Origin of the sequence: Burkholderia sp. Bp9015, from assembly GCF_003853505.1 — a bacterium.
Lineage (GTDB): Bacteria > Pseudomonadota > Gammaproteobacteria > Burkholderiales > Burkholderiaceae > Burkholderia.
On record NZ_QTPZ01000002.1, the window covers coordinates 340,522 to 365,692 of the forward strand.

General features: G+C 68.6%; 19 protein-coding genes. 9 read left to right on the forward strand and 10 right to left on the reverse strand.

Annotation, left to right across the window (positions count from 1 at the left end; all coding sequences use genetic code 11):
* The first annotated feature begins 6 nt into the window (after positions 1–6).
* Positions 7–1,221, forward strand: coding sequence for a polyhydroxyalkanoate depolymerase (phaZ, locus tag DIE12_RS03965; protein WP_124519749.1), 1,215 nt, complete (start codon positions 7–9; stop codon positions 1,219–1,221).
* Positions 1,222–1,269: 48 nt separating this feature from the next.
* Here phaZ and ppsA read toward each other — a convergent pair whose 3' ends face one another.
* A complete protein-coding gene (gene ppsA, locus DIE12_RS03970) occupies positions 1,270–3,681 on the reverse strand; it encodes a phosphoenolpyruvate synthase (protein WP_124519748.1) in 2,412 nt (803 codons plus the stop codon).
* Positions 3,682–4,162: 481 nt separating this feature from the next.
* Between ppsA and DIE12_RS03975 the strand changes: the two genes are divergently transcribed.
* Positions 4,163–6,589: a membrane-bound PQQ-dependent dehydrogenase, glucose/quinate/shikimate family gene (locus tag DIE12_RS03975; protein ID WP_124519747.1), complete on the forward strand. Its 2,427-nt coding sequence runs from the start codon at positions 4,163–4,165 to the stop codon at positions 6,587–6,589.
* A gap of 107 nt (positions 6,590–6,696) precedes the next feature.
* Positions 6,697–7,803, forward strand: a complete 1,107-nt coding sequence (locus DIE12_RS03980; RefSeq protein ID WP_260427851.1) for a porin — start codon at positions 6,697–6,699, stop codon at positions 7,801–7,803.
* Between the two features lie 53 nt (positions 7,804–7,856).
* Here DIE12_RS03980 and DIE12_RS03985 read toward each other — a convergent pair whose 3' ends face one another.
* The gene (locus tag DIE12_RS03985) at positions 7,857–8,627 is read right to left on the reverse strand and encodes a class I SAM-dependent methyltransferase (protein WP_124519745.1); all 771 of its coding nucleotides are present in this window, start codon (positions 8,625–8,627) and stop codon (positions 7,857–7,859) included.
* A gap of 303 nt (positions 8,628–8,930) precedes the next feature.
* On the opposite strand from DIE12_RS03985, the gene DIE12_RS03990 reads away from it, so the two are divergent.
* Positions 8,931–9,251, forward strand: coding sequence for a hypothetical protein (locus tag DIE12_RS03990; RefSeq protein WP_044846518.1), 321 nt, complete (start codon positions 8,931–8,933; stop codon positions 9,249–9,251).
* Positions 9,252–9,500: 249 nt separating this feature from the next.
* Here DIE12_RS03990 and DIE12_RS03995 read toward each other — a convergent pair whose 3' ends face one another.
* Positions 9,501–10,499, reverse strand: coding sequence for an ABC transporter substrate-binding protein (locus tag DIE12_RS03995; protein WP_124519744.1), 999 nt, complete (start codon positions 10,497–10,499; stop codon positions 9,501–9,503).
* Positions 10,500–10,566: 67 nt separating this feature from the next.
* Complete coding sequence (locus DIE12_RS04000; protein WP_044846516.1) at positions 10,567–10,911, reverse strand: DUF3088 domain-containing protein; 345 nt, start codon at positions 10,909–10,911, stop codon at positions 10,567–10,569.
* Positions 10,912–11,389: 478 nt separating this feature from the next.
* On the opposite strand from DIE12_RS04000, the gene DIE12_RS04005 reads away from it, so the two are divergent.
* The 4 genes from DIE12_RS04005 to DIE12_RS04020 all read left to right on the forward strand — a co-directional run bounded on the left by DIE12_RS04005 (position 11,390) and on the right by DIE12_RS04020 (position 15,822).
* Positions 11,390–12,574, forward strand: a complete 1,185-nt coding sequence (locus tag DIE12_RS04005; protein WP_124519743.1) for a porin — start codon at positions 11,390–11,392, stop codon at positions 12,572–12,574.
* A gap of 126 nt (positions 12,575–12,700) precedes the next feature.
* Positions 12,701–13,960 (forward strand): sulfite dehydrogenase, encoded by a 1,260-nt coding sequence (gene soxC, locus DIE12_RS04010; RefSeq protein WP_124519742.1) that lies wholly within the window; start codon positions 12,701–12,703, stop codon positions 13,958–13,960.
* Complete coding sequence (locus DIE12_RS04015) at positions 13,953–14,510, forward strand: c-type cytochrome (RefSeq protein WP_124519741.1); 558 nt, start codon at positions 13,953–13,955, stop codon at positions 14,508–14,510. Before soxC ends, DIE12_RS04015 begins: the two co-directional genes overlap by 8 nt.
* A gap of 112 nt (positions 14,511–14,622) precedes the next feature.
* Positions 14,623–15,822, forward strand: a complete 1,200-nt coding sequence (locus DIE12_RS04020; protein ID WP_124519740.1) for an LLM class flavin-dependent oxidoreductase — start codon at positions 14,623–14,625, stop codon at positions 15,820–15,822.
* Positions 15,823–15,824: 2 nt separating this feature from the next.
* On the opposite strand, the gene DIE12_RS04025 is transcribed toward DIE12_RS04020, so the two are convergent.
* The 6 genes from DIE12_RS04025 to DIE12_RS04050 form a co-directional block, all read right to left on the reverse strand.
* Complete coding sequence (locus tag DIE12_RS04025; RefSeq protein WP_044843485.1) at positions 15,825–17,189, reverse strand: LLM class flavin-dependent oxidoreductase; 1,365 nt, start codon at positions 17,187–17,189, stop codon at positions 15,825–15,827.
* A gap of 39 nt (positions 17,190–17,228) precedes the next feature.
* A complete protein-coding gene (locus tag DIE12_RS04030; protein ID WP_124519739.1) occupies positions 17,229–18,446 on the reverse strand; it encodes an acyl-CoA dehydrogenase family protein in 1,218 nt (405 codons plus the stop codon).
* A 175-nt stretch (positions 18,447–18,621) separates the two neighbouring features.
* Positions 18,622–19,509: an ABC transporter permease gene (locus DIE12_RS04035; protein ID WP_124519738.1), complete on the reverse strand. Its 888-nt coding sequence runs from the start codon at positions 19,507–19,509 to the stop codon at positions 18,622–18,624.
* Complete coding sequence (locus DIE12_RS04040; RefSeq protein ID WP_260426155.1) at positions 19,506–20,447, reverse strand: ABC transporter ATP-binding protein; 942 nt, start codon at positions 20,445–20,447, stop codon at positions 19,506–19,508. Before DIE12_RS04040 ends, DIE12_RS04035 begins: the two co-directional genes overlap by 4 nt.
* Before the next feature lie 127 nt (positions 20,448–20,574).
* A complete protein-coding gene (locus DIE12_RS04045; RefSeq protein WP_124519737.1) occupies positions 20,575–21,630 on the reverse strand; it encodes an ABC transporter substrate-binding protein in 1,056 nt (351 codons plus the stop codon).
* 43 nt (positions 21,631–21,673) lie between these two features.
* The gene (locus DIE12_RS04050) at positions 21,674–22,588 is read right to left on the reverse strand and encodes a TauD/TfdA family dioxygenase (RefSeq protein WP_124519736.1); all 915 of its coding nucleotides are present in this window, start codon (positions 22,586–22,588) and stop codon (positions 21,674–21,676) included.
* Positions 22,589–22,951: 363 nt separating this feature from the next.
* Between DIE12_RS04050 and DIE12_RS04055 the strand changes: the two genes are divergently transcribed.
* On the forward strand, positions 22,952–25,141 hold the full coding sequence (locus DIE12_RS04055; protein WP_124519735.1) for an ATP-binding protein: 2,190 nt from the start codon (positions 22,952–22,954) through the stop codon (positions 25,139–25,141).
* Positions 25,142–25,171 lie beyond the last annotated feature (30 nt).

The following is a 25,171-nucleotide window of genomic DNA, read 5'->3' on the forward strand; positions in this document are numbered from 1 at the left end:
TCCGCCATGTGGTATGACCTGATCGAACGGCAACGGCAATGGTTGCGAACGTGGGGCGCGGCGGCGCGGTTCACGTGCGGTCTTTGGCCCGATGCCGCGGCGGCGTGCTACGCCGACCTTTTCGAACCCCTGCTCGACCTGCATGCCGAGGCACCACGGTTCGCCATCGATTCGATCGACGTGGACGGCCGTCGCATCGACGTCGACGAAACGATCGTCTCGCACACGCCGTTTTGCACGCTGCGCCGCTTCTCGCACGCCGGTGCACAACGCGTGATCCTGCTCTGCGTGCCGCTGGCCGGCCATGCGGCCGTGATGATGCGCGAGACGGTCGAGACCCTGCTGGCCGACGGCGACGTCTGCATCACCGACTGGATCGATGCGCGCGACGTGCCGTGCGACGCGGGCCGATTCGGCCTCGACGAGTACGTGTCGATGCTCGACCGCTTCGTCGATACCCTGCTTGCGGACGCCCGGCCGGTGCACGTCGTCGCCGTCTGTCAGGCGACGTTTCCGTCGCTCGGTGCCATCGCGCTGCGCGCGCAACGCGACGCCGCGCTGCCGGCGAGCCTGACGTTGATCGGCGGCCCGCTCGATGCCCGCATCAATCCGAGTGCGCTCGGCACCGCGGCCCGGTCGCATTCTCTCGACTGGTGTCGCGCCACGCTGATCGATACGGTGCCGCACGGCTTCGCCGGATACGGGCGGCAGGTATTTCCGGCCTATCTGCAGCGCGCCGAGATCGCGGTCACCTACCCGCAACGCTACATGGCGCTGGTCGATCGCTATCGACGAGCGGTGTCGAGCGACGACGCCGACGCACTCGCAACCGCACGCCGCGCACTGCGCGAGTACCTGACGCTCCTCGACATGCCCGCCGAGTATTTCCTCGATACAGTCGACATCGTGTTCCAGCGGGCTTGCCTGGCAAACCGGACGTGGCACGTTCACGGCCAGCGGGTCGAGCCCGCCGCGCTGCGCTCGATCGTGTTGCTGACCGTCGAAGGCAAGTGCGATGCCGTCACCGGTGCCGGCCAGACCCATGCCGCGCTGGCCATGTGCAGCGGCCTCGCGGCGGATGCCCGGCAACGCGTCGACATCGACGATTGCGACCACTACGGGCTCTTTACCGGCGATCACTGGCACGCCGACGTGCATCCGGTACTGCAAGCGGCGTTCGTCCGGGCCGAACGCGGCTGGCCGCGCTCGTGCGCGGCGTGATGCGCCTTCAACCCGGTGCGGGACCGTCGTGTGCCCATCCGACCCCGTTCATTCCGGCGCCGCACGCTCGCCGGGCGCAGCGCGCTCCGCAGCGGCCACGCGACGCTTGACCGCGATGAAGCTGTCGGGGCTGACGGAAACCGAGTCGATGCCGCACGCCACGAGAAAATCGGCGAACGCCGGATGATCGCTCGGCGCCTGGCCGCACAGGCCGACCTTCGCTCCCGCGTTGCGGGCCGACTCGATCACGCGGGCGATCATCCACTTCACGGCGGCGTTCTGTTCGTCGAACAACCCGGCCAGTTCCGCCGAATCGCGGTCCACGCCAAGCGTCAGTTGGGTCAGATCGTTGCTTCCGATCGAAAAGCCGTCGAAGCGCTGCGCAAACTGGCTCGCGAGGATGACGTTCGACGGGATTTCGCACATCACATAGATCTGCAATCCGTCATCGCCACGCTTCAGGCCGTTGGCGGCCATCACCTCGAGCACGCGGTCCGCCTCGTCGAGCGTCCGGCAGAACGGGATCATCACGACCACGTTCCTGAATCCCATGTCGTTTCGCAGCCGCGCGATGGCCCGGCATTCGAGCGCGAATCCGGCACGATAGCGCGGCGAATAGTAGCGCGACGCACCGCGAAAGCCGAGCATCGGGTTTTCTTCCCGCGGTTCGAACTGCGCGCCGCCGACCAGATGAGCGTACTCATTCGTCTTGAAGTCGCTCATGCGGACGATCACCGGCGCGGGATGACAGGCCGCCGCGATACGCGCAAGGCCATGCGCCAGCCGGTCGACGAAATAGTTCGACGGGTCGTCATAGCCCGCCGTCAGGGCAGCGATCGCGCGCTTCGCATGCGCGTCCGTCAGCGCATCGTAGTGGGCCAGCGCCATCGGGTGAACCTTGATATGGTTGCTGATCACGAACTCCATGCGCGCGAGCCCGACGCCGTCGGCAGGCAGTCGCCACCACCTGAACGCCGCGGCCGGATTCGCGAGGTTCAGCATGACCTGCGTACGGGTAGCCGGCAGGTCGGTCAGGTCGATCGCCTCCACGTCGTATTGCGCGATGCCTTCGTACAGGAACCCGGCCTCGCCCTCCGCGCACGATACCGTCACTTCCTGCTGATCGTGCAGCATGCGGGTCGCATTGCCGGTGCCGACGATGGCCGGCAATCCCAGTTCGCGGCTCACGATCGCGGCATGCGACGTGCGGCCGCCATGATCGGTGACGATCGCCGCGGCGCGGCGCATCACCGGCACCCAGTCCGGATCCGTCGTGCGCGTCACCAGTACCGCGCCATCGACGAATCGCCCCATGTCGCGCGGACTGTCGATCACACATACGCTGCCGACCGCGATCGCCTCGCCGACACTGACGCCGGTGAGCAGCTTGCGGCCGGCCCGACCAAGTCGATAGGTCTTGATGGCGCTGGCCTCGCGCCGGGACTGCACCGTTTCGGGACGTGCCTGCACGACGAACAGTTCTCCGCTTACGCCGTCCTTTGCCCACTCGATGTCCATCGGCTGGCCATAGTGCGCCTCGATCGCGCAGGCCCAGTTCGCAAGCGCCAGGATGTCGCGGTCCGCCAGCACGAAGGTGGCACGCTCGGCTTTCGAGGTCGGCACGTTGCGGGTCGGTGCATGCTCGTCGCGCGCATAGATCAGCTTGCGTGCCTTGCCGCCGAGCGTCTTGCCGATGACGGGCGTGCACGCCGGATCGCCGAGCAACGGCTTGAACACCTCATATTCGTCGGGATCCACGGTGCCCTGCACGACATTCTCGCCAAGCCCCCACGCCGCGTTGATCAGCACCACCTTGTCGAATCCTGTTTCCGTGTCGAGCGAAAACATCACGCCGGCCGCGCCGAGGTCCGAACGCACCATCCGCTGCACGCCGATCGACAGCGCGACGCGCAAATGATCGAAACCCTTTTCTTCGCGGTAGGCGATCGCCCGGTCGGTAAACAGCGACGCATAGCACCGTCGGCAAGCCGCGAGCAACGCATGCTCGCCGCGCACGTTCAGGTAGGTTTCCTGCTGACCCGCGAAGCTCGCGTCGGGAAGATCCTCGGCGGTCGCGCTCGACCGGACGGCGACATCGACGTCGTCGCTGCCGGCCTCGCGGCACAGTTGCCGATACGCGTCCCGGATCGCGTCGGCGATGTCGTCGGGCCAGTCTCCGTGGAGGATCGCCTGCCGGATCGACGCACCGGCCTCGGCAAGCGACATCTTGCGTGCGCCGAACGCTTCGAGCGTGCTGCCGATGGCCTGCCTCAACCCGTTCGCATCGATGAAGCGCCAGTACGCATCCGCGGTCGAAGCGAACCCGGGTGGCACGCTCACGCCCCGTGCGGACAGGTTGGCGATCAGTTCGCCCAACGATGCATTCTTGCCGCCGACGCGCGCCACGTCGCCGCGTCGCAGATCGTCGAACCAGACGATGTGTGATTTTCCGTGATCCATGACGAGCCCTCCGATGGTCGCGGCCGAGCCGCGAGCGACAGGCGCGGGCCGGCAGTGGCCGGCGCGGTCGGCCGAACACGTTCATCGTGGCTCGGCGCGTCGGCGTCTCCCGTGACCTGCATCAAGAACGGCGCTGCATCGCACCCGGCTTCGCCCGGGGCGGCTTTCCCGCTGCGGTTCGTTCGCTTGCTGCAAGAAATCGACGGGTTTCCGATCGATCGCCCGTCGCACCAATCTGCAACACACTTTCAACCAATCGAACAAGAATCGACGAAAAAATGGGCGAGCAAAATCTCCGGTTCGCCATTAAAATGCACCGCTTGGTTAATTTCTACAGCTAACCAGGCTGCACGATCAGGACCTGCGAAGCCCGCGCATGCATGCCGTGCGGCGCCTTCTCCACGTGTTCGAACGGGGCCACCCACGGCGCCCTCTTCCCGCCTGTCGATGCAGCCCGGCGCAAACGGATAAGAAGACACTCATGTCCAAGCAATCCCCTGCAGAGCCGATTCGTGCTTCCGCCCGCATCGGCCTGACCGCCGCGGGCGCGGTCTCGCTGCTCCTCGGCCTTTATTTCGTCATCGGCGGCGGCATGCTCGTCGCCCGTGGCGGGAGCCCGTACTACCTGCTGGCCGGGCTCGCCCTGTGCGCGACCGGCGTCCAGTTCGCCCGGCGCCGCGCCAGTGCGGTCGCGATCTACCTCGTGATGCTGATCGCCACGGCGCTGTGGGCCGTGTGGGAAGTCGGCTTCGCGTTCTGGCCGCTCAACGCGCGGATCTTCATGTTCTCGATGATCGGCATGCTGCTCGCGCCGGCCTGGCCGCTGCTGCGCCGTGCCGAAGGCAAGGCACCCGCACGCGGCATGGCATGGGGCATTGCCGCACTCCTGCTCGCCTGCAACGGCGCATTCGTCTACGGCATGTTCGTGCCGCACGGCACGTTCGGCACCGAGACGCCCGTGCCGGCGGCCGGCAATGCAGGCACCGACGACTGGACGGCCTACGGTCACTCGGACGGCGGCGACCGCTTCACGCGCTACGCGCAGATCGATCGCGACACGGTGAAGCACCTGCAGGTCGCGTGGACGTTCCGCACCGGCGACACGCCGCTCAGCCCGGACGGCGGCGGCTCGGAGGATCAGCAAACCCCGCTGCAGGTCGGCAAGACGCTGTTCCTGTGCTCGCCGCACAACACCGTGATCGCCGTGGATGCGGCGACGGGCACGGAGAAGTGGCGCCATGCGTTCCCGACCAAGACGACGGTCTGGGTGCGCTGCCGCGGCCTCGCGTACTTCGATGCGGACAAGCCGCTCGTGCAGCCGACCGTCGCCGGATCGACGCCGGTCCTGCCGGTCGCCGCGTCCGGGGATCCGGCCGTGTGCCGCCGCCGCATTTTCATGAACACGATCGACGCGAAGCTCGTCGCGCTCGATGCGGACACCGGCAAGCCGTGCGACGGCTTCGGCGATCACGGCATCGTCGACCTGAAGGCCGGCCTCGGTAACGCGAAGAGCCCGTTGTACCAGCTCACATCCCCGCCGACGGTCGCGGGCACGACGGTGGTCACGGGCGGCCGTGTCGCCGACAACGTGTCGCTCGACATGCCCGGCGGCGTGATCCGCGGCTTCGACGTGATGACCGGCAAGATGAAGTGGGCATTCGATCCGGGCAATCCGGACGATCACGCGCAGCCGGCGCAAGGCAAGACCTTCGTGCGCTCGACGCCGAACGTGTGGGCGCCGATGACCTACGATGCGACGTCGAACACGATCTACATGCCGGTGGGCAACGCGGCGATCGACCTGTGGGGCGTGAAGCGCACCGCGCTCGACGAGAAATACGGCGCGTCCCTCCTCGCGCTCGACGCCACGACGGGCGCGGAAAAGTGGCACTTCCAGACGGTCCACCACGACCTCTGGGACTACGACGTGCCGATGCAGCCGACGCTGATCGAGTTCCCCGCGGAAGGCGGCAAGCGCGTGCCGGCGCTGATCGTCGGCACCAAGATGGGCCAGCTGTTCGTGCTCGACCGCGTGACCGGCAAGCCGCTGACGCAGGTCGTCGAACATCCGGTCAAGACCGCGTCGATTCCGAACGAGCCGTATTCGAAGACCCAGCCGCTGTCCGTCGGCATGCCGCAGATCGGCGCCGACGTGCTCAAGGATTCGGACATGTGGGGCGTCACGCCGATCGACCAGCTGATGTGCCGCGTGATCTTTCGCGGCATGCGCTACGACGGCCTCTTCACCGCGCCGGACACCGATCGCTCGCTCAGCTTCCCGGGTTCGCTCGGCGGCATGAACTGGGGCGGCCTGTCGTACGATCCGAACGCGGACATGATCTACGTGAACGACATGCGGCTGGGCCTCTGGGTCCACCTGGAGCAGGAGAAGAACCGCGGCGGCGCCTCCGACGGCAACGAATCGGTGAACGCGGGCATGGGTGCCGTGCCGCTCGGCGGCACGCCGTACTCGGTGCTGAAGGACCGCTTCCTCTCGCCGATCGGCATCCCGTGCCAGAAGCCGCCGTTCGGCAGCCTCACCGCGGTCGACCTGAAGACCCGCCGCATCGCATGGCAAGTCCCGCTCGGTACCGTGAAGGACACGCGCCTTCACGGCGTGCAGATGAACATGCCGTCACCGATCGGCATGCCCACCATCGGCGGCTCGCTGACGACCGGCGGCGGTCTCGTGTTCTTCGCCGCAACGCAGGACTACTACCTGCGCGCGTTCGACAGCTCGACGGGCAAGGAACTGTGGAAGGCACGGCTGCCGGTCGGGAGCCAGGGCACGCCGATGAGCTATACAATCGGCGGCAAGCAGTACATCGTCATCTCTGCAGGCGGCGCGCGCCAGTCGCCCGATCGGGGCGACTACGTAGTGGCTTACGCCCTGCCCGACAGCAAGTAAGCGCCGGAATCGACCGGATCGCGTGCGGGATGGTGCGGCGAGGGTTGCCGCACCATCCCGCATTCAGCGTGTCACCTCACTGTCTTGACTGCATGCTACCGTTGTCCATGAATCGTTCCTTTCCCGCTTCCCGCATCCGAAATCACGACCTCACGCCGGGACGCCGCCGATCGCGCCGGCCGGCGGCCGTCACACGTTTCGCACTGCGCATCGGTGCGGCCGCAACGGCCATTGCCGCACACGCGTCGGCGGCCCATGCGCAAAGCAGCGTGACGCTGTACGGCACGATCGACACGAGCATCGAGATCACGAATCCCGGTGCGGGTTACGTCGCCCGGATGGATTCCGGCGCGTATCGCGGCTCGCGCATCGGCGTGCGCGGCGCGGAGGATATCGGCAACGGCGTGAAGATCCTGTTCGATCTCGAGAACGGCTTCGGCTCGGCGGACGGCACCCTGGCCGCCGCCAACACGTTGTTCAACCGCCAGGCCTGGATCGGCGTGAGCTCACGCTACGGCACGGTGCGGGTCGGCCGTCAGTATTCGCCGATCTACATCCCGTTCAAGGGGCAGCTCGATGCGTTCGGGGCCGGCACGATCGCGTCGGGGCTGAACAATCTGTCGAAAATCACGCCGTACGAAAGCAATGCGATCACGTACCTGTCCCCCGAGGTGCACGGCTTTTCGACCACGATCATGGCGTCGTTGCGCGACGCGAAGGACGGCGACGGCAACGGGCTGGCAGGCCACATCGAGACGTTCGCCTGGCATGACGGCCCGCTGCGCATTTCGTACGCGCACCAGCAAACCCACGGCAGCGGCGCACTGCGCGCCAACCTCGGCGGCGTGTCCTATGCGTTCGGCCCGGTGACGGCCTTCCTGTCGTACTTCAATGGCGACGGCGGAACGCCGCGATATCACAGCGACGGCGTGTCGGCTTCCGCACGCTACGCGGTGAACGCGCGTTTTCGCGCGTCGCTGGGTTATACGTGGCTGCGCGACCGGTCGGGCCGCAACAACGATGCCGACCAGTTCAGCGCGGCGTGTGAATACGATGTGTCGAAGCGGGTGCTGGTCTATGCGAGTGGCGCGTGGCTTCACAACCGCGGCCAGGCCACCTACACGCTGAGAGGCGTGAACGTGACCGGCCTCACGCCTTCGTGGCCAGGTGCGTCGGTGCGCGGTATCCAGTTCGGCGTGATCGATCGTTTCTAGACGAAGCGCACGTCCGCGGCCGATGTCGCGATCGACGCGACGCGCCCCTTTCACTAAAAGAATTTCGCAAGCCACCCCGGCGCCGCCGCGCGATCGAACACCACGTGCAGCTCCGGGCTGAACGAGCCGAATTTAAGCCCGTGCCGCGTCGCCAGCAGCGTCAGCGCCTGGCTCGTATAAAACGAAATATGCCCGTTGCGCGGCACGCAGTACCACCATTGCTCGATCCCGCGCGCCAGGATCTCCGGCGTGATCAGGGACGTCTGGAACAGCAGTGCGCCGGCAGGCGCCCGGTAGCGGATGATGTCGGCGAACAGGCTTCGAGGATCCGGATGATGCTCGAAGACCTCGAACGACAGGATCGAATCGAACTGCCCCTGCGGCGCGACGGGATGGCTGAATGGATCATACGAAGTCACGTCCGCGAAGCCGCGCGCGGACAACTTCTTTTCCAGCAGCCCGAGCCCCGAGCCGAAATCGAGAATGCGGGTCTCGCGCATCGACGGAAAGCTCGTGCAGATCAGGTCGGCGTGCTGCTGCGGACGATGCTCGAGATACTCCGGATCGTGGCGCGCGTAGTCGTCGTTGTACACGTGACGCGCAAAATCGTCGTGCGTCCAGCGGTCGAAGGCCGGCGTACACGTGAATCCGCATTGCCGGCACGCGTAGTAGTAGATCGGCACGCCCACGAACGGATCGACCTTTTTTCCGGCGATCATGTCGGCGCCGCAGCGCGAAAAATCGACCACGCCGCAGATGTCCGCGTCAGCACCGCACACCTTGCAGGCGATCGTCGCCGGATGGTTGGCCGGAATGTCAGTCATGTTGCAGTCCCCTGGTTGGCTTCAGGCGTACGCGCCACCCGCTCGGTCACGTCGCCCCGGCGCCCCGGCGCCGTCTGCCGGAACGGCGTGGCCGACGGCTACCGCGGCGAATCGTCCCGATCCGCGCACGATACCCGGTTTCCGGCGAACATTTGTTAAATAGCTTGAATAGCCGACAACCGGTCGACAATTTGCCTTAACATCCGGCCACACGATCGACCACGGGCTTCAGCAAGGACCGCGGTCACCATTTTCAACGGCGCGAAAACGGGCGCGGCTTTCATTCGAACGGACGGACCGACCATGTTCCAATCACCAGGAGACTCCTTCGTCGGCGGCTCGCTGCTCGGCCTGTGCGTCGAGGTGCCGCTCGCCGTGCTCGTTTCGCTGATGATGCATGGCGTCGACTGGACCGGGCCGCGCATCGCGATGCTCGTCGCGACGCCGGTGCTGATCGCGTGCACCGTGCTGCTGACCCGCCCGGTGGCATTCAGCACCGTATGGAAGCACAAGCGCTCGCCGTTCGAGCTGGACGACAATGTGCGCGCGTCGATCTACGGCCGGCTGACCGGCATCGCGCTCGGCCTGGTGTTCGGCATCATGGTCGCGACGACGTTCGCCTGAGCGACGTTCGCCCGATCGACGTTCTCCTGATTCGGTCCGCGCGACTGAATTCGCGCCGGGCGCGCCCGCTTCGGCGCCTGCGCGTCCCTGTCGCGGCACGAGCGTCGGGATCCGCCAGCCGCGCAACCGCACGCACGACGACTGGCCGTTCGCCGCGCAGGCGGCCGACCATGCGATCTCACGCCACGGCGAATTCGCCCTTGCCGCGCCCGCGCATCACCTACCGGCGTTTGAAGCGCCGCTCGCGCATCACGCCGACGCCACCAGCGCGTTGAACGACGTATCCCAGAACGGCGCGACGTTCGCCGGCCCATCCAGCACGCCGATTCGCGCGAATACGTCCGCGACTCGTTGATGCTGCGCGATCACGTCGGGCGTGACGGGCAGCAGTGCGTAGTCGTCGCTGCGCTGCGCGAACATCGCCTCGAGATCGGCAATCGGCACGCGCGTTTCGCCGTTCTGCGCGCGCGCATAGGCGCCGAAATGCCCGTTCGCCCACGCATACGCGCGCTGGAACCGCAGCAGCAGATCGCCGGTCGCCGCGCGCCGGCGCGGGTCGTCCAGCGTGCGCGGGTTCGCATAGATCGGGAAATTGCCGGACAGATAGCCCTTGCCCGTCTTCAGCACGCGCGCCCCGTAACGGTTGCGCGCGAGCTGGCCGTTGTAGCCGTAGATCGCCCACGCGTCGAGGTCGCCGCGGTCGTACGCGGACAACCCGTCGGTCGGCGACAGGTTGATCGGATGGATGTCGTCGAAACCGAGGCCGGCCTCCGCGAGCTGCCGGTACAGGAAATAGTGCGACGTCGTCGCGCGCACGTAGCCGACGCGCTTGCCCTTCAGGTCCGCGATGCCAAGGATCGGCGTGTCCTTGCGCGCGAGCGTGACCTGGTTGTTCAGATCCTCCCGCGTACGCGAGATGAACCGGACGCTGGCCTTCTGGCGTGCGGCGAACACCGCGGGAATCTCGCTGCCCGAGCCGATGTCGAGCGCATCCGCGTTCAGCGCCTCGATGTGCAGCACGCCGTTGTTGAGCTCGCGCCACTCGATCCGGTACGGCGTGTCGCCCAGGCCGGCCGCCTGCAGCAGCGCGCGCCAGCCGCCCTTGTAGGTCGCGACGCGCAGCGTGGTGCCGGCAAGATCGGCGTTGACGGTCGGCGCGGCGAACGCGACCCGCGCGACCACGGGGCCCGCCGCGATCGCGGCGCCGGCGAGCAGCAGGCGGCGGCGCGCCGCCGAAGTTGACGCCATCGGATACTCCTGTCGATTGAACGGTAAAGGGAAAAAGGAAGCCGCCGTGCGCGACGGCCGACGTGCGTCAATGCAGCGAAGGAAAACCGTGGCGCTCGGCCAGCAGATCGAGGATGCGGCGCGGGTCGGTGACGAAGCGCGTCGTGCCGAGCGCTTGCGCGTCGTCCGGCGCCGGTTGCGCGCTACCGAGCACGAGCACCGGCAGGCCTTGATGCGCGTCGTCGAGCACGTCGATCACCGCGTGCCGCGGCCGTTCGAAACCGACCCGGCGCACGTCGAGGCGGCCGGCCCGCTCGGGCGCGCTCGCAAGCAGGCCTTCGATCGCCAGTCCGTGAGGACAGACGAAGTGTCGGCCCGGATACTTCGGATCGGCAAAGCCCGGTTCCAGCAGAAACAACACATCCCGACTCATTTCACACGGCTCCCATATTCGTGGTTCGACCGGGCTGCACGCTGCGTGCGCTGCGCCCGGCGCTGGCCGGCTCGCGGCCGGATGCCCGACTCTACTGCCTTGCATCGCGCGGCCCTACCAACGTTTTGCGGAATCGATATGCAGGTGTGCCTACCGCATCGGCCGCGCGTCTCACAGAGCCGCGTTGCATAAAAACATCGTCATCCGAACGGATCTCGTCGCGATATCCAACGATTTCATCGATCGATATGCGCACGACCGCGCATGGCCGTCGCGCGATGTTCGCCATCCATGCCGATACGTCCGCTGCAGCACGCGCGCCGGACGCGATCGCGGCGCACGCGTCGAGCGTGCAGCGGCACGCATTGCAATTCGCTCGCGCAGCGAATTGCAAACCACGGATCGAACGTTCGTCGACCGGACCGACGTCAATAGCATCGTGATCCTCGCAGATTCACCCATAAAAAAGAGGTTACTCATGATCAAGAATTCGGTAGTCCTGGGTTTGGTTTCGATCGGTTCCATCGGCGCGCATGCGCAGAGTTCCGTCACGCTGTACGGCGTCGTCGACGCCGGCTTTGCCTATACGAACAGCCAGGGCGGCGCGAGCAACATCCAGCAGACGAGCGGCAAGCTGAGCGGCAGCCGCTGGGGCCTGAAAGGCAACGAGGATCTCGGCGGCGGCCTGGCGGCCGTGTTCACGCTCGAAAGCGGCTTCCGGCCGAGCGACGGCGGGCTCGGCCAGGGCGGCCGCCTGTTCGGCCGCTCCGCGTACGTGGGCCTGAGCAAGGCCGACCTCGGCACGCTGACGTTCGGCCGCCAGTACGAGCCGATCACCGATCTCGTCGCGCAGTACGCGGGGTCCGGATTCTGGTCGCCGGCCACCCATGTCGGCGACAACGACAACCTGAACCAGAGCTTCCGGATCAACAACGCGGTGAAGTTCCGCAGCGCGACGATCGCCGGTTTCACCGCCGACGCGCTGTACGCGTTCAGCAACCAGGCCAACGGCGGCGCGGGCACCGGCTTCTCGAACAACAACGCGTGGGGCGTGTCGGCGAACTACGTGAACGGCCCGCTGTCGGCGGGCGCCGGCTATGTGCGGCTCAACCACCCGAACGCGACGTCGAACACGAGCGGCGCGGTGGGCGGCGCGACCACGACGACCGGCAACGACTACAGCGGCGCGTTCTTCTACGGGCTGAACGGCGGCGTGCGCAAGCAGCAGATCGGCGTCGCGGGCGCGAACTACGCGCTCGGCCGCGCGACCCTCGGCTTCGCGTGGAGCCACACGCAGCTCGACTATGTCGACGGCTCGTCGCGCAAGTTCAACAACTACGACGTGAACGGGCGCTACCAGATCACGCCGGCGGCGACGCTGATCGGCGTCTACACGTTCACCGACGGACGCGCGAGCGGCTTGCCGGGCACCGGCGGCCAGACGCTGAAGCCGCGCTGGCACCAGTTCACGCTCGGGTTCGACTATGCGTTGTCGAAGCGCACCGACATTTACCTGTCCGGTATCTACCAGCTGGCCGCGGGCGATGCGAGCACCGCGACGTCCGGTGGCTATCGCCGGATCGCGGCGATCTCGAACATCGGCAGCGCATCGTCGACGAATCGGCAGCTCGCGTTCGTCAGCGGGCTGCGCGTGAAGTTCTGAGCGTTCGCGCAGCCGGCGCGGCGCGATAAGCAAAGCGGGAATCGTTGTTTGCCGCGTCGCGCCCGGTTGCCGAGAATGTCCGTTTTTCCGGATGCTGCCGCGCCCGCGCGCGGCACGGCTTCTCTCATGACCGACTCTCCTTCCCGCCCACGCCGCGCCGGCCGACGCGCGGCGCTGCGCCAGCTCGCCGGCGGCTGGGCCGCCGCGATGCTGCCGGCCGGCGGCGCGCTCGCGGGCCAGCCGCTCGCACCGCTGGACGTGCCGCCGTGGACGCGCACGCCGGGCGCACCGCTGCTGTCGCCACCGTATGGCGTGCCGGGCGCGCACGAACGCGACGTCATCCGTCGCAGCGCGCGCACGCCGGCGCTGCCCGGCTCCGGCTCGTCGATGACGCCGCTCGGCGACCTGTTCGGCGACATCACGCCGAACGGCCTCGTCTACGAGCGCCATCACGCGGGCGTGCCCGAGATCGATGCACAACGCCACCGCGTCGTCGTGCACGGCCTCGTGCGCGAGCCGCGCAGCTTCACGCTCGACGACCTGCTGCGCTTTCCGTCCGAATCGCGGATCCACTTCCTCGAATGCTCGGGCAATACCGGCAGCGAATGGAACGGCCCGAGCGGCCTGCCCGTCCAGTTCACGCACGGATTGCTGTCGTGCTGCGAATGGACGGGCGTGCGGCTGTCGACACTGCTCGACGAAACGGGCGTCGATCCGGCCGCGCAGTGGCTGCTCGCCGAAGGCGCGGACGGCGCGGCGATGACGCGCAGCCTGCCGCTCGACCGGATTCTCGAGCGTGCGCTCGTCGTCTATGCGCAGAACGGCGAGCGGCTGCGCCCCGAGAACGGCTACCCGGTGCGGCTGATCGTGCCGGGCTTCGAAGGCAACACCAACATCAAGTGGTTGCGGCGGCTGAAGCTCGTGCGCGCGCCGGAGATGACGCGCGAGGAAACGTCGAAATACACGAGCCTGCTGCCGAACGGCTGCGCCCGCCAGTTCGTGTTCGAGATGGACGCGAAATCGGTGATCACGCGCCCGTCGGCCGGCCACCGGCTCGCATCGCACGGCTACTACCCGATCAGCGGCTATGCGTGGTCGGGGCGCGGCCGGGTGCGCGCGGTCGACGTCTCGACCGACGGCGGCCGCACCTGGCGCGCCGCGCGGCTCGCGGGCGACGTGCGCGATCGCGCGCTGACGCGCTTCGAAGCCGACTGGGTCTGGAACGGCGAGCCCGCCGACCTGCAAAGCCGCGCGACCGACGAAACGGGCTACGTGCAGCCGACCCGCGACGCGCTCGTCGCCGCACGCGGCGTCAATTCGCAATACCACTACAACGGCATCCAGAACTGGCGCGTCAGCGCGGACGGGGAGGTGCGCAATGCGTAACACGATCGTGCGTCGGCTCGCGTCGTGCGCGGTCGTGTCGGGCACGTTCGGCGCGCTCGCGTTGTCTGCGCTACCCGCGTTCGGTGCAGGCTTCGGCCTCGGTCAGCCGGTCGACCGCGCGGCGCTCGCCGCATGGGACATCGACGTCGCGCCCGACGGCAGCGGCCTGCCGCCCGGCGCGGGCACGGTCGCGCGCGGCGCGCACGTGTTCGCCGACAAGTGCGCGATGTGCCACGGCGCCGGCGGCCAGGGCGGCGTCGGCGATCCGCTCGTCGGCGGCCTCGGCTCGCTGGCCGGCGCGAAGCCGAAAAAGACGGTCGGCAGCTACTGGCCGTATGCGACGACGCTGTTCGACTACATCCGCCGCGCGATGCCGTACAACGCGCCGCAGTCGCTGAGCGCGGACGAAGTCTATGCGGTCACGGCCTACGTGCTGCACCTGAACGGCATCGTGCCGGACGACACGACGCTCGACGCGCACACGCTGCCGCGCATCAGGATGCCGAACCGCGACGGCTTCGTGCCCGACCCGCGGCCGGGACGACTGTGACGCGACGCGATCCACCGGCCGGCACGACGCAGAACGGCCCGGCAAGACTGCCGGCATCGCGTGCCGGATTTTTTCGTTCGGTGCCAGCGCGCCGCGCAGGGAGGAGCCTACCTTGACCGACACATCCGCCGCCGCTCGGGCCGACGCGCCGCTCGTGGCGTCGCCGTTCGTCGACGTCCGTTCGCCGGCCGATTTCCCCGACAGCCCCGCGTCGCGCGTGCTCGCGCAGCCGCTGATGCTCGGGCTGTTCCTGCCGATCCAGGCCGGCGGCTGGAGCGCCTCGACGCTGCCGCGCTCGACCGACTGGACGTTCGACTACAACGCCGACCTGGTCGCGCGCGCCGAGGCGCTCGGCTTCGATCTCGTGTTCGCGCTGTCGCAGTGGTTGCCGAAAGGCGGCTACGGCGGCGTGTTCGACGGCCAGGCGCTCGACTCGTTCATGACGCTCGCGGCGCTCACCGCGCGCACCGAACGGATCATCCTCGTCGCGACGAGCCACGTGCTCTACGGGCCGTGGCATCCGCTGCATTTCGCGAAGTTCACGGCAACGCTCGATCACATCTCGCGCGGACGCTGGGGCATCAACGTCGTGACCGGCCACCGCGCGATCGAACACGAGATGTTCGGCTGGAACCGGATCGAGCACGACCGTCGTTACGAGATGGCCGCCGAGTTCGTCGACGCGGTCAGCCAGCTGTGGGCCCAGCCGGACAACTTCAGCTATGCGCCCGCGCTGTCGAGCTGGCGGCTCTCCGGCGCGTTCGTCACGCCGAAGCCGCGCTACGGCCGCCCGCTGCTGATCAACGCGACCGGCTCCGACGCCGGCATCGATTTCGCGGCCCGCTATTCGGACATCGTGTTCGTCACGAGCCCGGCCGGCCCGGACGTCGATCTCGCGCTGGACGCGCTGCCCGCGCATACGGCCCGCGTGAAGGCGGCCGCCGCCGCGCGCGGCAGGACGATCCGCACGCTGCTCAATCCGCTCGTGATCTGCCGCGAGACGGCGGCCGAGGCGCGCGCGTACCGCGACGCGATCGTCGCGCATGCGGACGAAGGCAGCTTCCACCGCTTCGACAGCGACGCCCATGCGTGGCGCGGCGGCTTCGAACAACGCGCGCAGGCGGCCGCGCGTGCGATCGGCGGCAACATCTCGATCACGGGCTCGCCCGAGGAAGTCGCCGACTACATCTTGCGGCTGCATCGCGCGGGCATCGACGGCATCCAGTTGAGCTTCTACGACTTCAGGCCGGATCTCGACTTCTTCGGCGCACGCGTGCTGCCGCTGCTGCGCGACGCCGGCCTGCGGCGCTGAACTCAGGCCGCCGCGGCGCCGGGCACGGCCGACGCGCGCCGCGCCGCGGGGCGCCGCAATCCGAGGTGATCGCGCAGCGTGCTGCCGGCGTAGTCGCTGCGGAACAGCCCGCGACGACGCAATTCGGGCAGCACGAGCGCGATGAAATCGTCGAGGCCGCCAGGCAGGGTCGGCGCCATCACGTTGTAGCCGTCCGCGCCGTAATGCACGAACCGTTCCTCGAGCGCATCGACGATCTGCTCCGGCGTGCCGACGAGCTGCCAGTGACCGCGCGCGCCCGCGATGCGCAGGTACAGCTCGCGGATCGTCAGGTTCTCGCGGCGCGCGAGCTCGAGCGTCAGCGTCTGCCGGCTCTTGCTCGCATTCGTTTCCGGCAGCGGCGGGATCGGGCCGTCGAGCGGATAGGCGGACAGGTCGACGCCGCCGGTCAGGCCCGACACCAGCGCGAGCCCGACCTTCGGGTCGATCAGCGCCTGCAGCGCGTCGAACTTCTCCTTCGCCTCGCTCTCGGTGCGACCGACCACCGGAAAGACGCCGGGCATGATCTTCAGCGTGTCGGGGTCGCGGCCGAACGCGGCGAGCTGCCCCTTCACGTCCGCGTAGAACGCGACCGCGTCGTCGAGCGTCTGCTGCGCGGTGAAGATCACCTCGGCCGTGCGCGCGGCCAGCCGCGTGCCGGCCGCCGACGAGCCGGCCTGCACGATCACCGGCTGCCCCTGCGGCGCGCGCGGCACGTTCAGCGGCCCGTCCACCCGGAAGAAGCGGCCGCGATGAGCGAGCACGTGGCGCTTGTCGGGGTCGAAGAAGCGGCCGCTGGCACGGTCGCGCACGAACGCGTCGTCGTCCCAGCTGTCCCACAGTCCGCGCACGACGTCGGCGAATTCCTCCGCGCGCGCATAGCGTTCGCCGTGATCGAAATGCGCATCGCGGTTGAAGTTGCGCGCTTCGTGCGCGCTCGACGACGTGACGAGATTCCATCCGGCGCGGCCGCCGCTGATGTGGTCGAGCGACGCGAACTTGCGTGCGATGTGGAACGGCTCGTTGAAGCTCGTCGACGCGGTGCCGACGAGGCCGATGCGTTCGGTGACGGCCGCGAGCGCCGACAGCAGCGTCAGCGGCTCGAACTGCGCGACGTAGCTGTGCGCGGTGCGGCTCAGGAATTCGACGTCGTCGCCGCGCGTGCCGACGCCGTCCGCGAGGAACACGAGGTCGAACTTCGCGGCCTCGGCCGCCTGCGCGAGCCGCACGTAATGACGAAAGTCGACACCGGCGTCCGCCTGCGAGCCGGGATGGCGCCACGCGGCGATGTGATGGCCGGTCGGATACAGGAACGCGCCGAGGTGCAGGTGGCCGGTGCGGGTCGTCATCGGGGAGCTCCCGGAAAGTGGGCTGCGGGTGCAGCGGAATCAGAACACGCGTCCTTCGGTCAGGTGCGTGGTCACGCCGTTCAGGTCGTAGTCGCCGATCACCCGCGCCTTGTGCAGCAGCGGGTTGTGGCTGAAGATCGTGCGCAGGTTGCGCCAGTGCCGGTCGAGGTTGTGCACGCGCGCGGTCGCCGACGCGCCGCCCACTTCGAACAGCCGTTCGGCCGCGTACAGCGCGAGCTTGCCGACGATCAGCTGCGTGCGCGCGGTCGCGAGCGCGCTGTCGAGCACGCGTTCGTGCGCGTCCGCCGCGCCGGCCTCGATCGCGTCCGCGGAGCGGTCGAGCGCACGCGCGTTGTCGCGCACGAGCGCGTCGATCGCGTGGCTGTGCGCCGACAGCTCGCCGACGATCTGCTGGATGAAATGATCGTCGCGCGCGCTCGCCGCCGGGCTGTGCAGCACCGGCCGGCCATGCTCGAGCACGTAGCGGCGCGCGTCGGCCACCACGTTGCGCACGATGCCCGCGCCCGTCGCGACGAGATGAAGCTGCCGCAGCGCGCCGCAATGGCGGCCGACGAGCGTCGAGCCGTCGCGGGCCGCGACTTCGTCCGCGAATACCTGCACGTCGTGCAGCAACAGGCTGCCGCTCGCGGTCATGCGCTGGCCCATGCCGTCCCAGTCGTCGAGCACCTGCACGCCGTCGCGCGCGACCGGGATGATCACGGCGAGCGCGTCGCCCTGCTCGTTCTCCACGTTGATGCGCGCGAAATCGGCAAACGCGGTGCCGGTCGAATAGTATTTGCGGCCCGTCACGCGATGGTGCGCGCCGTCGCGGCGCAGCACGGTCGTGTTCTCGCCCGGCCGCGACGTGCCGCGCTCGGTCGACGCGCCGCCGAAGATCGCGCCGGCCAGCGCGCGCTCGAGCTGCACGTCGTTGAACGGCGTGCGCGGCGACAGCCGCAGCGTCTCGGTCAGGTCGTAGTGGATGCGCAGCGCGTGCGCGAGATTCGAATCGGCGGCCGCGAGCGTCGCGATCGTCTCGAACAGGTCGACCAGCGTGCCGCCCAGGCCGCCGCGTTCGACCGGAATCCTCAGCACGCCGAGCGCGGAACGGCGAAAGAGTGCGAAGCCTTCGAACGGCAGTTCGCGACGCGCCTCGCGTTGCGCGGCGTCGCGCCCGATCGCCGTCGCGAGTTCGGGCAGTGCGGCGAGCGCGGCGCGCAACGCGTCGTGCGGTTCGGCACCATGACGGGCATTCATGCAGCGGTTCCTCATCGTCGAAAAGCGACGGCCCGCCGCACGATTGCGCAGGCCGTCGCCGCAGCCCGCAGGCAGCACCGAAAAGTATAGGGACGCATCCGGTGCGCGTGAAAAACCGATTTCAGCTTTGGTTATGCGTGCGCCGGGAATGCGGCGCGCACGCGCATCGATACGATCAGTGCGGGATGCCCCAGCGGCGCACCGTCACGCGTTCGAGCGTATCGAACACGAGATGCTCGACGAGCAGGCCGATCACGATGACGGCCGCGAGGCCCGCGAACACGCGGTCGGTATACAGCTCGTTGCGGTTCTGGAAGATGTACCAGCCGAGCCCGCCCTGCCCCGCGCTCGCGCCGAACACGAGTTCGGCCGCGATCAGCGTACGCCACGCGAACGCCCAGCCGACGCGCAGCCCCGACAGGATCGACGGCAGCGCGGCCGGCACGAGAATCAGCGCGATCTGGCGCAGGCCGGTGAGGCCGTAGTTGCGCCCGGCCATCTTCAGCGTGGCCGGCACGCCGGCGAACCCCGTGTACATGCTGAGCGCGAGCGGCCAGAGCACCGCGTGCACGAGCACGAACAGCAGGCTGCCGGTGCCGAGCCCGAACCACAGGAGCGCGATCGGCAGCAACGCGATCGACGGCAGCGGATTGAACATCGACGTGAGCATCGACAGCACGTCGCGGCCGATGCGCGTCGACACCGCGAGCGAGGTCAGCACGAACGCGAGCAATACGCCGAGCGCATAGCCGCGCAGCAGCACCGACATCGAGATGCCCGTCTTCACCAGCAGTTCGCCCGACGCGATGCCCTGCACGAACGCGGCCAGCGTCGCGCCGAAGGTCGGCACGAGCAGGTCGTTCGCGACGATGCGCGCGATGATTTCCCATGCGGCGATCAGCACGAGTGCGATGACCGCGCGGCGAAACCCGCTCGCGCCGACGATGCGGCGCCACAGCGGTGCGGGCGCCGCACGTTCGGCGTCGGGCGGCGGGTCGAGCGGGCGTACGTATTCGGCGCGCACGGGCGGCAGCGGCGGCAGGACCGGATCGATCGTGCTCATGATGCGATGCCCTCCGTGGCCGGTGCGGCCCGCGTTTCGTCCGCGACGTCGGTATCGAACAGCAGATGATGAATGCGCGCGACGCGCTCGCGGAAGTCGCCACTGCCGACGCTGTCGAGCGAATGGTCGTGACTGTTGAGCTCCGCGCGCACGCGGCCCGGATGCGGCGACAGCAGCAGGATCCGGTTGCCGACGACGAGCGCCTCCTCGATCGAATGCGTGACGAACAGCAGCGTGAAGCGGAACTCGTCCCACAGCCGCAGCAGTTCCTCCTGCATCTTGCGGCGCGTGAGCGCGTCGAGCGCGGCGAACGGTTCGTCCATTAGCAGCACGCGCGGCTGCATCGCCAGCGCGCGCGCGATCGCGACGCGCTGCTTCATGCCGCCGGACAGCGTGTGCGGATAGGCATCGGCGAACGCACCGAGGCCGACCTTGTCGAGATAGTGCAGCGCGCGCTCGCGTGCTTCGGCGCGCGACAGCTTCGCGGCCGCGCGCAACGGAAACGCGACGTTCTCGACGACCGTCTTCCACGGCGGCAACTGGTCGAATTCCTGGAATACGACGATGCGGTCGGGGCCCGGCCCTTGCACGGGCCGGCCGTCGAGCGCGATCGAGCCCGACACGGGCTCGATGAAGCCGGCGATCGCCTTCAGCAACGTGGACTTGCCGCACCCCGACGGGCCGAGCAGCACGAAACGGTCGCTGCCATACACGTCGAAGCTGACCTGATGGGTCGCGCGCACGATCCGCGCGCCGCTCCGGTATTCGAGGCTCACGCGATCGATCGCCAGCAGGCGCTCGCTGTGCGCGCCGGCCGGCGCGGACGCGGATGCCGGCCTGCTCGCCGCGTCGGTGTCGGTGACGGGTTGGGCGGGCGGTGCGGCGGCGCCGCGCGCCGCGTACGGCGGCAGCCCGATTCGGGGAGAAGTGGCGTTCACGATCGAAACTCTTGCGGGTAAAGCATCAACATACGGCGGCACCGCGCGCGGCCCAACCAACGATTGCACATATCGAAACCGCGTCGACGCATAAGCGTCGATCGCGGCGCCGCAGCGCCACGCCCGCTCAGCTACCGCCGGCCGTCGCCGGATCGTCGAAGAAGTAGTCGCGCCACGACTTCGGCTCGTTGCGGATCGCGCCGGTGCGATACATGAACTGCGCGAGCTTCAGCGTGTTCTCCGGGGCCGTCTTGAACTGCACCTGCGGATTGCGCAGGATCTTCAGCAGCAACGCGCGATCGATCTTCGAGCCGTTCACGCGGATATAGGTATCGACCGCGCGCTCGGGATCGGCCGCGATCTGGTGCGCGGCGTCGGCGAGCGCGGCGACGAACGCGCGGTACGTCTTCGGGTTCTCGTCGCGGAATTTCTCCGTCGCGTACAGCACCGTCGCGGAACTCGGGCCGCCGAGCACGTCGTAGGAATTCAGCACGATGTGTGCGTTCGGATTGCCCGCGAGTTCCTGCTCCTGGAACGGCGGATTGCCGAAGTGGCCCGTGATCACGTTGCTGTTCGCGAGAATCGCGGCCGTCGCGTCGGGATGCGGGATCGCCTGCGTGAGCGGATCGAGCTTGTCGAACTGCTTGTCGCCCCACTGCTTCGCGGCCGCGTACTGCAGCACGCGCGACTGCACCGACACGCCGACGGCCGGCACCGCGATGCGGTCCTTCGCGCCCAGGTCGGCGATCGTCTTCACGTTCGGGTTGCTGCTGACGAGGTAGTACGGAAAATTGCCGAGCGACGCGACGCCCTTCACGTTCTGCCGGCCGCGCGTGCGATCCCACACGGTCAGCAGCGGCCCGACGCCCGCGCCGGCGACGTCGACCGCGCCCGACAGCAGCGCGTCGTTCACGGCCGCGCCGCCCGACAAGCGCACCCAGTCGACCTTGATGTCGAGGCCGGCCTTGCGCCCTTCCTTCTCGATCAGTTGCTGGTCGCGCGCGACGTTCAGCATCAGGTAGACCACGCCGAACTGCTCGGCGATGCGGATGCGGCCTTCCGCGTGCGCGGCTTGCGGCGTGCCGGCGGCCGCCAGTGCGAGCGCCGCGGTGAGCGTGGCGGCCAGTGCGCGGCGCGCGGCCAGGGTCGTGCGGCGCACGGCCGGCGAAAGCGGAAACGACATCGGAACTCCAGTGAGAATGAGGCGGCGAACCGGGACGTGCCGTTCAGAACGGCGCGTCACCTTCGATCGTGGTGCGGTACAGCTTGCGGCGCAGATGGTCGGGCGTGCCGGCCGCGAGATGCATCAGCGAGCGGTTGTCCCAGAACACGAGGTCGTGCTCGCGCCAGTGGTGCCGATACAGATGCTCGGCACGCACGCTGTGCGCGAACAGTTCGTCGAGCAGCGCGCGGCTTTCGTCTTCGGGCAGATCGACGATGCGCGTCGTGAAATGCTCGCTGACGAACAACGCCTTGCGGCCCGTTTCAGGATGCGTGCGCACGACCGGATGCACCACCGCCTCGACCTGCGCGATCTGCTCGGCCGACAGGTTCGGCCGCCACGGGCTGCGCGCCTGCAGCTCCGCATAGCGGGCGAGATACGTGTGCTCGGCACGCCGCCCTTCGACCGCGCGGCGCAGGTGCGCGGGCAGCGTGTCCCACGCGAGATGCATGTTCGCGAACAACGTGTCGCCGCCCTCGGCCGGCAGCTCCTGCGCATGCAGCAGCGAGCCGAGGCTCGGCTTTTCCTTGTACGACAGGTCGGAGTGCCAGAAATGGCCGGCGTCGCCGAGCCCGATCGGCTTGCCGTTCTCGACGATGTTCGACACGATCAGCACTTCCGGATGCGCGGGCAGCGCGAACTGGTGCAGCACGTGGATCTGCAGCGGGCCGAAACGGCGGCTGAACGCGATGTGCTCGTCCGGCGTGATGCGCTGGTCGCGAAACACCAGCACGTGATGGTCGAGATGCGCGCGATGGATGCGCGCGAAATCGGCGGCGCCGAGCGGTTGCGACAGGTCGATGCCGACGACTTCGGCGCCGAGCGGCGCATCGAACGGGAGGATGTCGAATCGCTGCGTGCCGGCCTCCGGCGGCAAGGCGGGCGTCGATATTGCGGCGCGGATGGCGGAAGTCGTCACGGTACAGCCCTTGATTCGGTAAAGATGCGAATCTACGAGCGCGTGCCGCAGTGCGTCAACGAAGCGATTCGGATACGTTTATCTGCTGCAGCGATAAAGATCGCTGCTCGGACGGCGGGGCCGGCAGGCGGGCGTCCGCCACCCGACGCGGGCTTTCTGCAGTATTTACAAATGCAGCGCCATCCGGCACCGCCCGCGTGGGCCGGGCCGATGCCGCGGCGTCGCCGGGCATCGGCGCCGCTCCGGCACGCAGCTTGCGCGCGCCGGACCGGATATGGCCGCGGCACGGAATCGCCGGCCGCCAACGGCATTGCCTGGTCGTGAGCGATGAAAACAGTCCCTCCCCTGCTGGAATCGGCGCCAATGCGGGCCGATCACTTCGTCCAGTTCTACGAGTCCGACGCGCAGCTCATGTCGGAAGTCGCCGTGTTCGCGGCCCAGGCGCTGCGCGCCGGCGGCAGCGCGATCGTGATCGCGCGGCCCGCCTGCCTCGCGGCGGTGCACGAACGCCTGCACACGCTCGGTGCATCGGCCGGCGGCGCGGCTCGCGGCCGCATCTTCATGTCGAGCGCGCATGCGCTGCTCGACAGCTTCATGAATGGCGACCTGCCCGACCCCGCGCGCTTTCGCCGCTCGATCGGCACGATCGTCGAAGCGGCGATCCGCGCCGGCCGGCCCGTGCATGCGTTCGGCGAAATGGTCGCGCTGCTGTGCGCGCGCAACCGGTACGCCGCGGCGCTGCGGGTGGAAGCGCTATGGAACGCGCTGATCGAGCGGTACCGCTTCTCGCTCTACTGCGGCTATCCGCACGACGCGTTTGCGAGCGCCGAGCAGTCGGAGACGTTCCGCCACGTATGCGCGCTGCACCGCCGCATCCTGCCCGTCGCATCGCTGCGCGACGACGAAGGCGGGCTGTACCCGACGCTGGCGCTGGCGCAGCAGCGCTCGCGCGCGCTGAGCGACGAGATCCGCCGCCGCGAGGATGCCGAACAGCAACGCAACGGCGTCCTGATGCACGCGCCGTTGCCGATCGCGCTGCTGTCGGGCCCCGCGCACCGGATCGTGCTCGCGAATCACCGCTTCTCGGCCTTGTGCGGCCGGACCGACATCGTCGACCAGCCGCTGACGGCGGTGCTGCCCGGCGGCGATGCGCCCGAGATCGTGCGTGCACTGGAAGCCGCCCGCGCGCAGGGCTGCTCGACGACGATCGGCGAGCACCGCGACCGGCCCGAGCCGGACGGCGCCCGCGTGTACCGGCTGCATTTCAATCCGCAGCCGCTCGCGGACGGGCTGGGCGTGATCGTCAGTGCGGTCGAGGTGACCGAGCACGTCGCCGCGCGCGAGAAGCTCGTCGCCGCGAACGCGGAGCGCGACCGGCTGCTGGGCGAGCTGCGCGACGCGAATCAGGCCAAGGACCAGTTTCTCGCGGTGCTCGGCCATGAGCTGCGCAATCCGCTGACACCGATCTCGCTCGCGCTGGAGCTGATCCGCAACCGCGACGGCCACGCGACGCCGAACGAGATCGCGATCATCCAGCGCCAGCTCGATCACATGGTCCGGCTGATCGACGACCTGCTCGACGTGTCGCGCATCACGCGCGGCAAGATCACGCTGAAGAAGGAAGCCGTGCGGCTCGCCGACATCGCCGACCGCGCGGTCGAGATTGCGAGCCCGCTGCTCGAGCAGCGCCGCCACCGCCTGCAGGTCGACGCCGATCCGGACGCGCGCTGCCACGGCGACCCGGTGCGGCTGTCGCAGGCCGTCGCGAACCTGCTGACCAACGCGGCGAAATACACGCTGCCGGGCGGCGACATCACGCTGCGCGCGGCGCGCGGCGCGGACGACACCGCGATCGTCGAGGTGTGCGACAACGGCGCCGGCATTCCGCGCGATCGTCTCGACAGCATCTTCGAGCCGTTCTACCGGCTCGACGGTGAAGCGAAACAGGCGCATGGCGGCCTCGGCATCGGCCTTGCGCTCGTGCGCAGCCTCGTGACGCTGCACGGCGGCACGGTGCGCGCGGACAGCGCCGGCCCCGGCTGCGGCAGCACGTTTACGATCACGCTGCCCGAATACCGGCCGAAAACGGTGGCGGTCACCGTGCCGCAGCCGCCGCCCGGCATCCGCGACCTGGCGCCGGGCCGCACCGGCCGGCGCGTGATGCTGGTCGACGACAACGAGGATGCCGCGTCGACGCTCGCGCAATGGCTGCGCGAGGCCGGTCACGAGGTCGCCGTCGTGCACGACCCGGTCACCGCGCTGGCCGCGTACCGCGCCTATCGCCCCGACGTCGCGATCCTCGACATCGGGCTGCCGGTGATGGACGGCTACGAGCTGCTGCGGCGGCTGAAGGCGATCACCGAGGTCACGCCGTGCATCTTTCTCGCGCTGACCGGTTATGGCCGCAACGCGGATCGCGAACGCTGTCTCGCGACCGGGTTTCTGCAGCATTTCGTGAAACCGGTCGACCCGGCCGCGCTCCATCTCGCGATGAGCCGGCCGGGGACGGACGGCGATGCGCACGACGGCGCCGGTGCGGAAGCCGGACGCTGAACGCTGCCGGATCCTGAATGCCGAATGCGG

Excerpts from the sequence above, each read along its gene's own strand:
- DIE12_RS03990 (WP_044846518.1), top strand. The coding sequence starts at position 8,931 with ATGTTCCAATCACCAGGAGACTCCTTCGTCGGCGGCTCGCTGCTCGGC.
- soxC (WP_124519742.1), top strand. The coding sequence starts at position 12,701 with ATGACCGACTCTCCTTCCCGCCCACGCCGCGCCGGCCGACGCGCGGCG.
- DIE12_RS03995 (WP_124519744.1), bottom strand. The coding sequence starts at position 10,499 with ATGGCGTCAACTTCGGCGGCGCGCCGCCGCCTGCTGCTCGCCGGCGCC.
- DIE12_RS04055 (WP_124519735.1), top strand. The coding sequence starts at position 22,952 with ATGCGGGCCGATCACTTCGTCCAGTTCTACGAGTCCGACGCGCAGCTC.
- DIE12_RS03980 (WP_260427851.1), top strand. The coding sequence starts at position 6,697 with ATGAATCGTTCCTTTCCCGCTTCCCGCATCCGAAATCACGACCTCACG.
- DIE12_RS04025 (WP_044843485.1), bottom strand. The coding sequence starts at position 17,189 with ATGACGACCCGCACCGGCCACCTGCACCTCGGCGCGTTCCTGTATCCG.
- DIE12_RS04015 (WP_124519741.1), top strand. The coding sequence starts at position 13,953 with ATGCGTAACACGATCGTGCGTCGGCTCGCGTCGTGCGCGGTCGTGTCG.
- DIE12_RS04035 (WP_124519738.1), bottom strand. The coding sequence starts at position 19,509 with ATGAGCACGATCGATCCGGTCCTGCCGCCGCTGCCGCCCGTGCGCGCC.
- DIE12_RS03985 (WP_124519745.1), bottom strand. The coding sequence starts at position 8,627 with ATGACTGACATTCCGGCCAACCATCCGGCGACGATCGCCTGCAAGGTG.
- DIE12_RS04045 (WP_124519737.1), bottom strand. The coding sequence starts at position 21,630 with ATGTCGTTTCCGCTTTCGCCGGCCGTGCGCCGCACGACCCTGGCCGCG.
- ppsA (WP_124519748.1), bottom strand. The coding sequence starts at position 3,681 with ATGGATCACGGAAAATCACACATCGTCTGGTTCGACGATCTGCGACGC.
- DIE12_RS04030 (WP_124519739.1), bottom strand. The coding sequence starts at position 18,446 with ATGAATGCCCGTCATGGTGCCGAACCGCACGACGCGTTGCGCGCCGCG.
- DIE12_RS04000 (WP_044846516.1), bottom strand. The coding sequence starts at position 10,911 with ATGAGTCGGGATGTGTTGTTTCTGCTGGAACCGGGCTTTGCCGATCCG.
- DIE12_RS03975 (WP_124519747.1), top strand. The coding sequence starts at position 4,163 with ATGTCCAAGCAATCCCCTGCAGAGCCGATTCGTGCTTCCGCCCGCATC.
- DIE12_RS04005 (WP_124519743.1), top strand. The coding sequence starts at position 11,390 with ATGATCAAGAATTCGGTAGTCCTGGGTTTGGTTTCGATCGGTTCCATC.
- phaZ (WP_124519749.1), top strand. The coding sequence starts at position 7 with ATGTGGTATGACCTGATCGAACGGCAACGGCAATGGTTGCGAACGTGG.